14 protein-coding genes are annotated in these 12,919 nt (G+C 66.6%); 5 read left to right on the top strand and 9 right to left on the bottom strand.

Annotated features, from left to right (window positions below):
* Positions 1–68 precede the first annotated feature (68 nt).
* From sigM to trxA, 4 genes are all read left to right on the top strand, one after another.
* Positions 69–812 carry an RNA polymerase sigma factor SigM gene (sigM, locus tag V1460_RS00695; RefSeq protein WP_338671490.1) on the top strand — a complete coding sequence of 248 codons (744 nt, stop codon included), beginning with the start codon at positions 69–71 and terminating at the stop codon, positions 810–812.
* Positions 809–1,723, top strand: a complete 915-nt coding sequence (locus V1460_RS00690; protein ID WP_338671489.1) for a hypothetical protein — start codon at positions 809–811, stop codon at positions 1,721–1,723. The genes sigM and V1460_RS00690 overlap by 4 nt, the downstream gene beginning before the upstream one ends.
* A gap of 176 nt (positions 1,724–1,899) precedes the next feature.
* The gene (gene trxB, locus V1460_RS00685; protein ID WP_338671488.1) at positions 1,900–2,865 is read left to right on the top strand and encodes a thioredoxin-disulfide reductase; all 966 of its coding nucleotides are present in this window, start codon (positions 1,900–1,902) and stop codon (positions 2,863–2,865) included.
* A 59-nt stretch (positions 2,866–2,924) separates the two neighbouring features.
* Complete coding sequence (gene trxA, locus V1460_RS00680; RefSeq protein WP_338671487.1) at positions 2,925–3,266, top strand: thioredoxin; 342 nt, start codon at positions 2,925–2,927, stop codon at positions 3,264–3,266.
* 75 nt (positions 3,267–3,341) lie between these two features.
* Here trxA and V1460_RS00675 read toward each other — a convergent pair whose 3' ends face one another.
* From V1460_RS00675 to rpmH, 9 genes are all read right to left on the bottom strand, one after another.
* Positions 3,342–3,959 carry a GNAT family N-acetyltransferase gene (locus tag V1460_RS00675; RefSeq protein WP_338671486.1) on the bottom strand — a complete coding sequence of 206 codons (618 nt, stop codon included), beginning with the start codon at positions 3,957–3,959 and terminating at the stop codon, positions 3,342–3,344.
* Between the two features lie 300 nt (positions 3,960–4,259).
* The gene (locus V1460_RS00670) at positions 4,260–5,270 is read right to left on the bottom strand and encodes a ParB/RepB/Spo0J family partition protein (RefSeq protein WP_338671485.1); all 1,011 of its coding nucleotides are present in this window, start codon (positions 5,268–5,270) and stop codon (positions 4,260–4,262) included.
* Positions 5,267–6,346: a ParA family protein gene (locus tag V1460_RS00665; protein WP_338671484.1), complete on the bottom strand. Its 1,080-nt coding sequence runs from the start codon at positions 6,344–6,346 to the stop codon at positions 5,267–5,269. The genes V1460_RS00670 and V1460_RS00665 overlap by 4 nt, the downstream gene beginning before the upstream one ends.
* A 260-nt stretch (positions 6,347–6,606) precedes the next feature.
* Complete coding sequence (gene rsmG / locus V1460_RS00660) at positions 6,607–7,323, bottom strand: 16S rRNA (guanine(527)-N(7))-methyltransferase RsmG (protein ID WP_338671483.1); 717 nt, start codon at positions 7,321–7,323, stop codon at positions 6,607–6,609.
* 103 nt (positions 7,324–7,426) lie between these two features.
* Positions 7,427–7,936, bottom strand: a complete 510-nt coding sequence (locus V1460_RS00655; protein WP_338671482.1) for a R3H domain-containing nucleic acid-binding protein — start codon at positions 7,934–7,936, stop codon at positions 7,427–7,429.
* Positions 7,937–7,950: 14 nt separating this feature from the next.
* Positions 7,951–9,201, bottom strand: a complete 1,251-nt coding sequence (gene yidC, locus V1460_RS00650; protein WP_338671480.1) for a membrane protein insertase YidC — start codon at positions 9,199–9,201, stop codon at positions 7,951–7,953.
* 3 nt (positions 9,202–9,204) lie between these two features.
* Positions 9,205–9,531, bottom strand: coding sequence for a membrane protein insertion efficiency factor YidD (yidD, locus tag V1460_RS00645; protein ID WP_338671479.1), 327 nt, complete (start codon positions 9,529–9,531; stop codon positions 9,205–9,207).
* On the bottom strand, positions 9,528–9,899 hold the full coding sequence (gene rnpA, locus V1460_RS00640; protein WP_338671478.1) for a ribonuclease P protein component: 372 nt from the start codon (positions 9,897–9,899) through the stop codon (positions 9,528–9,530). The genes yidD and rnpA overlap by 4 nt, the downstream gene beginning before the upstream one ends.
* Before the next feature lie 18 nt (positions 9,900–9,917).
* Entirely contained in the window at positions 9,918–10,055 is a 138-nt protein-coding gene (rpmH, locus tag V1460_RS00635) for a 50S ribosomal protein L34 (protein ID WP_003956500.1), read from the bottom strand.
* Positions 10,056–10,506: 451 nt separating this feature from the next.
* Between rpmH and dnaA the strand changes: the two genes are divergently transcribed.
* Positions 10,507–12,279: a chromosomal replication initiator protein DnaA gene (gene dnaA, locus V1460_RS00630; protein ID WP_338671477.1), complete on the top strand. Its 1,773-nt coding sequence runs from the start codon at positions 10,507–10,509 to the stop codon at positions 12,277–12,279.
* Positions 12,280–12,919 lie beyond the last annotated feature (640 nt).

Below are 12,919 nucleotides of genomic sequence, written 5' to 3'. Positions count from 1 at the left end.
TCGTGATGCCTGCCTCGGCGAGAGATGGCTCTGTCCGCCCTGACCGGAGTCACCGTAAGGTCAATGTCGTGGGAGGGGATGATGCGGTGGAGCAGAACGCTCTCGACGGTGCAAGCGACCAGGAGCTCCTGGAGCGCCATGTCTCAGGCGATCCAGACGCCTTCGGTGAGCTCGTACGGCGGCACCGCGACCGGCTCTGGGCCGTAGCCCTGCGCACGCTGGGCGACCGCGAAGAGGCGGCGGACGCGGTGCAGGACGCCTTTGTCTCGGCCTTCCGGGCGGCTCATACGTTCCGTGGCCAGTCCGCGGTGACGACCTGGCTCCACCGGATCACGGTCAACGCCTGTCTCGACCGTGCGCGGAAGGCCGCCTCCCGCCGGACCTCCCCCGTCGATGACACGGAGCGCCTGGAGCAGCTGCTCGAACCGGTGGAGTCCGCCGAAGCCCCTGCCGAGCGCCAGGATCTTCATCGCGAGCTCCTGGCGGCCCTGGCCAGAATCCCGGTGGACCAGCGCGCCGCGCTCGTCCTGGTCGATATGCAGGGCTATCCCGTCGCCGAGGCGGCGGCGATGCTGGATGTGCCCACGGGAACGGTGAAGAGCCGTTGCGCCCGCGGCCGTGCGCGGCTGCTGCCCATGCTCACCCATCTGCGCGGTGACTCCGGGAGCAAGCCCGGTGAAAACGGGGATAGCGAAGGTCGCAACAGGGGAAGGAACCGGACGCCAGGGACATCCGTCCCACCGGTGATGGGACCGAAGGACGCAGGGCCGAGTGATCCTGCCGGTGTGAAGGACGGAGGTGGGCGCGCGTGACCTCCTCGACCGGCACGAGTCAGCACCCGGATGTGTCGGAGATCGCCGATCTCACCGAGGGATTGGTGTCACCTTCCCGTCAGACCGAGATCAGAGGCCATATCGACAGTTGCTCACTCTGCTCCGAGGTTCACGAGTCCCTGCAGGAGATCCGTGGCCTCCTGGGCACCCTTCCGGGAGCCCCGCGGATGCCTGACGACATCGCGGGACGCATCGATGCCGCGCTGGCCGCTGAGGCGCTTCTCAGCGCCGGCGCCCTCCCCGAGAAGCCGGTGGATGCCGCCGATCCCCCCGGTGTTTCACGTGAAACACCGGGGCGCTCCGAGCCGGGCGGGACCGTTCCGACGGATCGTCCCGCGGGACGGCCTCACGCTGCCACAGGTCCCGGCCGACGCCGCACCACTCGGCGACGTCGCCGCACGGCCGTCCTGGGCGCTGCTCTGGGTATCGCCGCTGCGGGGATGAGCGTGCTCTTGGTCCGAGGTATGGGGACCGGCACCGACAGCGCCGAGAGGGCCCAGACCGGGCTCAGCACCGGCGATACCGCGAGCGGGCTCTCCCAGGGCACCCTCGGAGACCGGGTCCATCAACTGCTGGCCCAAGGCGCCACCGCGCAAGAGGTATCACCGGGCATGTCCAAGACCGGGCCGACCGTGCCTCGCATGCAGCCTTTGCGGACACCCGAGGGTGTGGAGGTACCAGCCTGTGTCCAGCGGGGTACAGGACGCGGTGAACCTCCCCTCGCGGCGGAGCAGAGCACGTATGAGGGGACCAGGGCCTTCCTTGTGGTGTTCCCGAAGCCCGGCGATGAATCCCAGGTGCAGGCGTATGTCGTCGACGCCTCATGTGTCGAGTCCGCTCCTGCCGGCAAGGGTGAGCTGCTGCTGACGGAGGCCTACCCCCGTCCCTGAGCGCGCCACCACCGTGCCACCGTCGTCACCTGGGTCCACGCCGGGACGGGAGCCGGGAGTGGACGCGCCTGGGACCCCGCGGGAATGCCTGCCCCTTAGGATCCGTTGGGTGGGGTGAGTGGTTGAAGGCGCTCCCCGCAGGCAGTAGGCAGTCCCCAGAGACGAGGAAGAAACCCGTGAGCGACGTCCGTAATGTGATCATCATCGGCTCCGGGCCGGCCGGGTACACCGCCGCGCTCTACACGGCGCGCGCCTCGCTGAACCCGCTGGTGTTCGAGGGCTCCGTCACCGCCGGTGGCGCGCTGATGAACACCACGGAGGTGGAGAACTTCCCCGGCTTCCGCGACGGCATCATGGGGCCGGAGCTGATGGACAGCATGCGGGGTCAGGCCGAGCGCTTCGGTGCCGAACTCATCCCCGACGACGTAGTAGCCGTTGATCTCACGGGTGACATCAAGACCGTGACCGACACCGCAGGCACTGTCCACCGTGCCAAGGCCGTCATCGTGACCACGGGCTCTCAGCACCGCAAGCTGGGCCTGCCCAACGAGGACGCCCTGTCCGGACGCGGAGTCTCCTGGTGCGCCACCTGCGACGGCTTCTTCTTCAAGGACCAGGACATCGCTGTGGTCGGTGGCGGAGACACGGCGATGGAGGAAGCGACCTTCCTCTCCCGCTTCGCCAAGTCCGTGACGGTGATCCACCGCCGTGACAGCCTGCGTGCCTCCAAGGCGATGCAGGAGCGCGCCTTCGACGACCCGAAGATCTCGTTCGCCTGGGACAGCGAGGTCGCCGAGATCCACGGCGAGCAGAAGCTCTCCGGTCTGACCCTGCGCAACACCAAGACCGGCGAGACCTCCGAGCTCCCCGTGACGGGCCTGTTCATCGCCGTCGGACATGACCCCCGCACCGAGCTCGTCAAGGGCCAGCTGGAGCTGGACGAAGAGGGCTACCTGAAAGTCGACGCGCCCTCCACGCGTACCAACCTCACAGGGGTCTTCGGTGCCGGCGACGTGGTGGACCACACCTACCGCCAGGCGATCACCGCAGCGGGCACCGGTTGCTCGGCCGCGCTGGACGCCGAGCGCTACCTCGCGGCCCTGGCGGACGAGGAGAAGGCCGCGGCAGCGGTGGCGGTCTGACCGCCCTCAACGACTTCCAGCCCCCATACCCCACACCCCCGCAAGACGAGGAGGCCACCGTGGCCCTGAAGATCGTTACCGACGCCAACTTCGAAGAGGAAGTCCTCAGGAGCGCAAAGCCCGTGCTTGTGGACTTCTGGGCCGAGTGGTGCGGTCCGTGCCGCCAGATCGCTCCGTCGCTGGAGGCCATCGCCGCCGAGCACGGCGACAAGCTGGAAATCGTCAAGCTCAACATCGATGAGAACCCGGCCACGGCGGCCAAGTACGGCGTGATGTCGATCCCGACACTCAACGTGTACCAGAACGGTGAGGTCGCGCAGACCATCGTCGGCGCCAAGCCGAAGGCCATGCTTCTGCGTGAGCTGGACGCCTACATCAGCGACGAGGTCTCTCAGGGCTGAAGCCTCACGCTTCGTTTCACGTGAAACATGAATGGGCCGCCCCTGACGGGTCGGCCCATTCATCGCCTCCGGGCCTCACAACGGCCGTAGCGCAGGTTCCTTCTGGACAGCCCCCAGCAGCCGGTCCAAAGCCAACTCCACATCCTCCTTCCAGGAGAGTGTGGTGCGCAACTCCAGTCGCAGCCGTGGATGCGCGGGGTGCGGACGGACGGTCTTGAAACCGACCGCCAGCAGATGGTCGGCGGGGAGCACACAGGCCGGCTCGGTCCAGCGGGCGTCACCGAACGCCTCGATCGCTTTGAAGCCCCGGCGCAGCAAGTCCTTGGCGACGGTCTGCACCATCACCCGGCCAAGACCCTGCCCCTGGTACGCCGGGGTGATCCAGGCAGTCATCAGCTGCACCGCGTCCGCCGAGACAGGGCTCGTGGGAAAGGCCGTGGATCGCGGGACATAGGCGGGTGGCGCATAGAGCACGAAGCCGACCGGCGCTTCGTCGACATAGACAACGCGACCGCACGAACCCCATTCCAGCAGAACGGCGGAGATCCAGGCTTCCTTTTCCAGCTCGGGCCTGCCTGCCTTTACCGCCGCTTCTCCGCTGACCGGATCAAGCTCCCAGAAGACACACGCTCGGCATCGCTTGGGGAGGTCTGAAAGGTTGTCCAGGGTGAGCGGTACGAGCCGACGCCCCATGAAGGCTGCTCCTCACTTCCTTCGACTGCCGTGCCAAGGGCAGCGGACAACACGCTCCGTTCCCGGAGCAGGCTGCCGATGAACCCGCCAACCGCGCCAATGCTCAGGCCGGCTGTCAGTAGCTGGCTACGGCTCAGCGATCGCATCGCTCGCCTTCCTCTGAGTTGGGTAAAAGGTGGATGCGCCATACCAGAACGCATCGTATCCACCCAGCGAGGACGCGCCTACCGTGAGACGGCAAAGGGCGGACCGTGTTCCGCCGACTGCCTGACACGATCCGCCCTGATGACCGGCTGGAGACTATGCCTCGCGGTCTTCCATGTCCTCATCCTCAAGGCTCTCGAGACTCTTCTCCATGACGCGCCCCTCACCGGGGGCCAGGGTGCCCAGAATCCGGTCAAGATCCTCCATCGAGGCGAACTCGACGACGATCTTCCCCTTCTTCTGCCCCAGGTCCACTTTGACCCGGGTCTCGAAGCGATCCGACAAACGCGAGGCCAGCTCACCCAGCGCCGGCGAGACCCGGCTGCCGGCCCGGGGGCTCTTGGCCTTCGGCGAGCTCGACGGGCGCGAGCCCATCAGGGTCACGATCTCCTCGATGGCACGCACCGACAGCCCCTCGGCCACGATGCGATGCGCCAACCGGTCCTGCTCCTCGGAGTCCTCCACAGAGAGCAGTGCCCGGGCATGCCCGGCGGAGAGGACCCCGGCAGCCACACGACGCTGGACCGGCGGGGAAAGCCGGAGCAGACGGAGAGTGTTGGACACCTGCGGACGCGACCGCCCGATCCGGTCGGCCAGCTGGTCATGCGTGCAGTTGAAGTCCTTGATCAACTGTTCGTAGGCATGTGCCTCCTCCAGCGGGTTCAGCTGGGATCGATGGAGGTTCTCCAACAGGGCGTCCAGCAGGAGCTTCTCGTCGTCCGTGGCTCTGACGATCGCGGGAATGCGCTCCCAGCCCGCTTCGCGGCAGGCCCGCCAGCGACGCTCACCCATGATGAGCTCATAGCGGTCCCGACCCAGCTGCCGTACCACTACGGGCTGAAGAAGACCGACTTCTTTGACGGACGTGACCAGTTCAGCCAGTGCGTCCTCGTCAAAGACCTCGCGGGGCTGCTGGGGGTTGGGCGTGATCGCGTCCAGAGGCAGTTCGGCGAAGTGCGCCACCGCGGGCGAGACCGTCTCGGGGAGCGCCTCGGGCTCCGGCTCGGCAGTGCGCTGCTCTGGGGGCAGCAGCCCCACCGAGGGTGCCTGAGCGGCTGGGATCAGCGCGTTGAGCCCCCGCCCAAGCCCTCTACGTCGCTCGCTCACTGGATCTCCTCCGACACACTGTGCTGCTGGTTGTTCTGACCGATCACATGCGCGGACCGGCCGTCGTACTGAATGCCGACCCCTCGCAGGGCGATCTCCCGCGCGGCTTCGAGATACGACAGCGACCCACTGGATCCCGGGTCATAGGTGAGGACGGTCTGCCCGTAACTCGGAGCCTCAGAGATGCGCACCGACCGCGGGATGCTCGTCCGGAGCACCTCCTCGCCGAAGTGGCTGCGCACCTCTTCCGCCACCTGCGAGGCGAGCCGCGTCCGGCCGTCGTACATCGTGAGCAGAATCGTCGACACATGCAGACCCGGGTTCAGGTGACCGCGCACCAGGTCGACATTACGCAGCAGCTGACCGAGTCCTTCCAGCGCGTAGTACTCGCACTGGATGGGGATCAGCACTTCCGCACCCGCCACAAGGGCATTGACGGTCAGCAGTCCCAGCGACGGAGGGCAGTCGATGAGGATGTAGTCCAGGGGCTGCTCATACGCCTGGATCGCACGCTGCAGTCGGCTCTCCCGGGCCACCAGCGACACCAGCTCGATCTCTGCTCCGGCAAGATCGATGGTGGCAGGAGCACAGAAGAGGCCTTCGACATCCGGGACGGGCTGGACCACATCCGAGAGAGGCTTGCTCTCCACCAGCACGTCATAGATCGAGGGGACCTCGGCATGGTGGTCGATCCCCAGGGCCGTCGAGGCATTTCCCTGTGGGTCAAGATCGATCACCAGAACGCGGGCGCCATGCAGAGCAAGCGACGCGGCAAGATTCACCGTGGTGGTCGTCTTGCCGACGCCACCCTTCTGGTTGGCGACCACCATGACGCGTGTCTGCTGGGGTCGGGGGAGCCCCTCACCGGCACGACCCAGAGCCTCCACCGCCAGCTGGGCGGCACGACCAATGGGGGTGTCGTCCATCGGCGGCGGTGTTTCACGTGAAACATCCTCCCCCGCCGACTCGGTACGGGGACTCGGGACCGGATCGGTCATCGGTCCCGCGATGTTGGCGTCGGACCGCAAGGATTCACTCTCCTCGACTTCAGGCTCGCAATGAGCAGAGCCTGCCATGGTTTCGGGGTCGCGAACCAGCGCGCTCGGTGGATCTGTGGAGAATTCCACCTCTGTGGACAAGCCCGTGACCCTCGGGATGGGCTTGCGGTCGCGCGGCGTGACGGCACGACCGCGGCTGATGATTCCCTGGAGTAGTGAGCGACGTTTCACGTGAAACACGATGCCCGCGCCCCTGGGTCACACCGTTACGACACTCCGAAATGCGTACGTAAGGGGATCCCGCGGAAGCAGGCGGCGGGATCGACTGAAGGCACAGGTCAGCGACGACGGCGCGTACGTCCCACTCGGGCCGCCTTGGCCCGCTTGGCGGCGAACCGAACACCGCCGGGACTTTCGCCGACCTCGACCCTCACCACCGTGGACAGCGGATCCACCACCCCCTCCCCGACATGAAGAACCGAGGTATCGACGACACCGAGCTTGGTCAGAGCCGCCCGAGCACCATTGATCTCCTCCTCCGCGGTGTCCCCCTTGAGGGCGAGCATTTCCCCATAAGGACGGAGCAGAGGAACGCCCCACCCCGCGAGCCGGTCCAGCGGAGCCACCGCCCGCGCTGTGACCACATGCACCGGCGGCAGTGTGCCGAGCACCTCCTCGGCACGGCCGCGCACCACCGTCACATGGTCGAGCCCCAGAAGCTCGACCACCTCCTGGAGGAAGTTGGTGCGCCGCAGCAGCGGCTCCAGGAGTGTGATCTTGAGATCAGGACGGACGAGGGCCAGCGGGATACCGGGCAGTCCGGCACCGGAACCGACATCGCAGACGGTGACCCCTTCAGGGACCACTTCGGACAGCACGGCGCAGTTCAGCAGGTGCCGCTCCCACAGCCGTGGCACCTCGCGTGGGCCGATCAGACCGCGCTTGACCCCCGCATCCGCGAGCAGTTCGGCATAGCGGACGGCCTCGGAGAAGAACTCACCGAATACCGTCCTAGCCTCTTCGGGTGCCTGGGGAAGCTCTGCTGCCTCCGTCACCGGAACCGTCCTTCCGTGCCGCGCAACCGCGCAGTGGTGCTGAGTTACAGGCTGACAAAATTCGGCCCCGCCTGCGAACAGACGGGGCCGACGGAACACTGGGTCAGGCAGGGAGTACGACGACGAAGCGCTGAGGTTCCTCGCCCTCGGACTCACTGCGCAGACCGGCTGCGGCAACGGCGTCGTGCACGACCTTGCGCTCGAACGGAGTCATCGGCTTGAGCTTCACCGGCTCACCGGTGTTCTTCACCTCGTCCGCCGCCTGGGCACCGAGTTCGGCAAGCTCGGAACGCTTCTTGGCGCGGAAGCCGGCGATGTCCAGCATCAGCCTGCTGCGGTCCCCGGTCTCCCGGTGTACGGCGAGGCGGGTCAGCTCCTGGAGCGCCTCCAGCACCTCGCCGTCCCGGCCCACGAGCTTCTGCAGATCCCGGCTTCCCGAATCACTGATGATCGAGACCGCTGCCCGGTCCGCCTCGACGTCCATGTCGATGTCGCCGTCGAGATCGGCGATATCGAGCAGGCCCTCAAGGTAGTCAGCGGCGATCTCCCCCTCCTGCTCCAGGCGGGTCAGGGTGTCGCCACCCTCGGCGGCGGAGGTGGTGCCTTCCGTCACGGATGGACTCCTTCTTACTTCTTGGACGACGGGTGCTTGGGCCGCTGCTGGCCCTTGCGCTGTCCGGACTTGGCTTGGCGAGCGGAAGAAGCAGAAGCGGCCTTGCCCGCCGGCTTCGCCGCGGTGTCCTGCGGTTCATCCTGCTTCTCCAGCGAGAGCTTCGCCGTCGTGGTCTGCGCGGCTGCGGCACCACCGGACTGACGCTGTGACTTGCTCTGCCGCTTGGGCTGCTGACGCCGGGCGCCGGAACCACTCTCAGCCTCGGCGCCGACGGCGTCACCCTTGATCACGGTGCCATCGGCCTGGGCCACGAAACCGGCCTTGGCCAGGCCCGTGATGAACCGGCGCTCGTTTTCATTACGGTCCGGCCCCTTGGCCACGATGGCCTGGACGATGTTGCGCTTACGGCGGCCCCGCACCTCTCCATGCGCGATGACGCCCTTCAGCAGACGCTGAAGGTAGCTGTCCTGAGCCTTGGAACCGGGTGTCGGGTTCTGGTTGATCACGTACATCTGCTGGCCCATGGTCCACACGTTGGTGGTCAGCCAGTAGACCAGGACACCGACCGGGAAGTTGATGCCCATGACGGCGAAGATCACCGGGAAGATGTACATCAGCATCTTCTGCTGCTGCATGTACGGGGTCTTCACCGAGAGGTCGACGTTCTTCTGCATCAGCTGGCGCTGCGTGTAGAACTGCGACGCCGACATCAGGATGATCATGATCGCGGTGACGATGCGGACATCCGTGAGCGAGGCGTGCAGCGCCTGGACCTTCTCCTCGGAGTCCGTGAACTTCGCCGCGAGCGGGGCACCGAAGATATGGGCCTTCTGAGCACTCGCCAGAAGCGGCTCATTGATCACACCAACGGTGTCGTTCGAGGCGATCTTGCTCAGCACGTGGTACAGCGCGAAGAAGAACGGGGACTGCGCCAGGATGGGCAGGCACGAGGAGAGCGGGTTGGTACCCGTCTCCTTGTACAGCTTCATCATCTCTTCGGACTGACGCTGTCGGTCGTTCTTGTAGCGCTCCTGGATGGCCTTCATCTTCGGCTGGAGCGCCTGCATGTTCCGCATCGACTTGATCTGCTTCACAAAAAGCGGGATCAGGCAGATACGGATCAGCACCACCAGGGACACGATGGACAGTCCCCATGCCCAGCCCGTGTCAGGGCCGAAGACCGCCCCGTACAACGAGTGGAACTGGACGATGATCCAGGAGACGGGTGTGGTGATAAAGCTGAAGAGACTGGCAATCGTGTCCACTAATCAGGCTCCTTGAGCATTGGGCGAGGTCTCTGCGGCCGGGCTGGTCTCAGGGGGTTGCCCGCCCTTGCCACCGCGCAGGTACTCACGCAGCAGCTGGTGCCAACGAGGTCGTTTTCTTGGAGGGACATGGTCCACGCCGCCGGGCGACCACGGATTGCACCGCAGGATGCGCCAGGCGGTGAGGGCTGTGCCCTTCACCGCGCCATGCCGGTCTATAGCTGTGTATCCGTAGTGCGAACACGACGGGTAGTACCGGCAGACAGGCCCGAGCAACGGGCTGATCGTCCACTGGTAAAGCTTGATCAGAGCCAGCAGCGGGTACTTCATCGCGCACCCCCTCCCAGCAACCGCTGAAAGGCGGCGTCCAGGTCTCGGGCAAGCTGTGCATGATCGGCGTCGCCCGCTCCGGGCAGCGCCCGTACGACCACCAGGCTACCGGGGGGCAGCTCGGACAGCCGTTCGCGTATCAGATGGCGCAGTCTCCGCTTCACCTGGGTGCGAGTGACCGCTCCACCCACTGCCTTGCTCACGACGAAACCCGCACGCGTCGGGGGAGCGCTCTCCCCAGGCGCGTGCGGGTCCGTTGCACCGCTGCGTAGATGGACGACAAGAAGCGGGCGGCCTGCCCGACGTCCTCGTCGTACCGCGGTCGCGAAGTCCTCGCGCCGCCTCAGCCGATTCTCGGTAGGCAGCACGTCATGACCTGTACGCGATCAGGCGGACAGGCGGGCGCGACCCTTGCTGCGGCGGGACGCGAGAATCGCGCGGCCGGCACGGGTGCGCATACGCAGCCGGAAGCCGTGGGTCTTCGCGCGACGACGGTTGTTCGGCTGGAAGGTGCGCTTGCTCACTCGGGGGCTCCAGTAATGAATCGGATGGTTGCGGGGCATCGCCTGGCTGTCACCGTGCGCCCACGAGTAGCTCGCAATACGCCCGAGTGCACCGCTTCACAATCACCGACCATGATCTACTGATCGTGACCTTTGCCCATCGGAGGCAGGCGGCAGCAGCCATCGACAACTCGACCTGGTTACGGTACGCGCGACTACGCCATTCGGTCAAACCAGGTTCATCGCGGGTCGGACCCCTCAGGGACTGGCAGACTGGCTGTACACAGGCTGTGGACAACGACTTGAACGCAACGGGGCGCCCTGACTACCGTGGCTGGACTCGAATTCGTTTCCTTCTGTCCCCGCCTGTCCTGCCTGCCCTTCCTGTCCTACCCGTCCTTCCCGCCCACCGGGCCTGACCGACCCGTCCCGAGAACCGCGCATTCGTGGGACCTGTGAGAGAGCGTGCCTTGTGGCTGACGTACCTGCCGATCTTGCCGCAGTGTGGCCACGAGTGCTGGACCAACTCCTCGGTGAGGGCCAACAGGCCATCGAACCGAAAGACAAGCAGTGGGTCGAGCGCTGCCAGCCACTCGCGCTGGTGGCCGACACCGCGCTCCTCGCCGTGCCCAATGAATGGGGCAAGCGAGTGCTGGAGGGACGGCTGGCGCCGCTGATCAGCGACACCCTCAGCCGTGAGTGCGGGCGGCCGATCCGTATCGCGATCACCGTGGACGACTCCGCGGCCGAACCCGGCCCCCCGTCGCCACCGGCCCCGGCTGCTCCGGTCGCGCAGCACCGCTACGAGGACTACGGGCACCGACCGGGACCCGACGACGGTCTGCCGTCCGTCCGCCCCGCCTACCCCGAATACCAGCAGCGCCCTGAGATCGGTGCCTGGCCGCGCGGTCAGGAGGACCTGTCCTGGCAGCAGCCTCGACTCGGCGCCTTCCAGGACCGCGAGTCGGCCGCGGAGCAGTGGCGTGAGCCCTATCCCGCGCCCCACGTCCAGCAGCCGCAGCACGACTACCGCTCTCCGGTGGCCGGCCACCGCCCCTACGACCAGCCGCGCGGCGAGCGCCACGAGCGGCCCGAACCGAGGCACGCGGGCCCAGGCGGACCCGGAGGGGCGACGCCGCCAGGCACCGCCGTGCCCGGCGCACCCGGGCCGCTGGGCGCCCAGCCGGCCCCGGCCCCCGGCCCCGGCGAACCGCACGCCAGGCTGAATCCCAAGTACCTCTTCGACACCTTCGTCATCGGCGCGTCCAACCGGTTCGCCCACGCAGCCGCCGTCGCGGTGGCCGAAGCACCGGCGAAGGCGTACAACCCCCTCTTCATCTACGGGGAGTCCGGACTCGGCAAGACACATCTGCTGCACGCCATCGGGCACTACGCGCGCAGCCTGTATCCGGGCACCCGCGTGCGGTACGTGAGCTCCGAGGAGTTCACCAACGAGTTCATCAACTCGATCCGCGACGGCAAAGGCGACACCTTCCGCAAGCGCTACCGCGACGTGGACATCCTGTTGGTCGACGACATCCAGTTCCTCGCGAGCAAGGAGTCGACGCAGGAGGAGTTCTTCCACACCTTCAACACGCTCCATAACGCGAACAAGCAGATCGTGCTGTCGTCCGACCGGCCTCCCAAGCAGCTGATGACCCTTGAGGACCGGCTGCGCAACCGCTTCGAGTGGGGTCTGACGACCGATGTACAGCCTCCGGAGCTGGAGACGAGGATCGCGATCCTCCGCAAGAAGGCCGTCCAGGAGCAGCTCAACGCGCCGCCCGAGGTACTGGAGTTCATCGCGTCCCGGATCTCCCGCAACATCCGCGAGCTGGAGGGCGCGCTGATCCGGGTGACGGCCTTCGCGAGTCTCAACCGGCAGCCGGTCGATCTCGGGCTCACCGAGATCGTCCTCAAGGACCTGATCCCCGGCGGTGAGGACACCGCACCGGAGATCACCGCGAGCGCGATCATGGCGGCGACCGCCGACTACTTCGGGTTGACGGTCGAGGACCTGTGCGGCTCGTCGCGCAGCCGGGTGCTGGTCACGGCACGCCAGATCGCGATGTACCTGTGCCGCGAGCTCACCGACCTGTCGCTGCCCAAGATCGGAGCGCAGTTCGGCGGGCGGGACCACACCACGGTGATGCACGCGGACCGGAAGATCCGGGCGCTGATGGCGGAGCGCCGCTCGATCTACAACCAGGTCACCGAGCTCACCAACCGCATCAAGAACGGCTGACAGCAGCCGCACCACCATCAGCACCGGCGCACCCCGCTCAAGGGGCCTCGCAGCCGACGGTCGAGGGCGCCCCGGAATCCGTTCCGGGGCGCCCTTCGGCGTCCTGAGGTCGTCCTGAGGTCGTCCCGGGGGCGTCGAGAGGGCGTCGAGTCGAAAGGCGAAGGGGTGGCCCTGGAGGGCGGGGCTGTCTCTGGCGTCTCGGTGACGGGAGGCCTCCGGCATCACGCGGGCGGAGCGTCCTTCGGTGTCACCGAGACAGGTCAGCGCTGTTCGAATACCCATCGTCGGGGGCCGGTTCTCCACAGAAGTCAGCAAGATCCACCGTCCACAGCCTGGGGACTCCTGAGTTGTCCAGATCGTGTCCACAGCGGCTCTCGCGAACACTTCATCACACCAGGTCAGCTGGTTGTGGAATTGTGGCCAACCGGCTTCCACAGACTGTGGATGAATCGGGTGTCCACAGGCCGTGATCCTGGTTGTCCCCACCCTGCCCACAGGCTGGGGCAGGTTGCCCACAGCTTGTGCACATGGCTGTCCACTGTTCGGCAACGAAACACCCGAGTTCACCGGACCGAGTGAAAGGCGTCACACAAGGCTCCCGGGTTGGCCTGTGGGGAACCCGGGTAAAGCTGGGGACAGC

This window comes from Streptomyces sp. SCSIO 30461 (genome assembly GCF_037023745.1).
GTDB lineage: Bacteria > Actinomycetota > Actinomycetes > Streptomycetales > Streptomycetaceae > Streptomyces.
The sequence above is the reverse complement of the archived record's forward strand: the minus strand, read 5'-3'. Positions and strand labels throughout refer to the sequence as shown.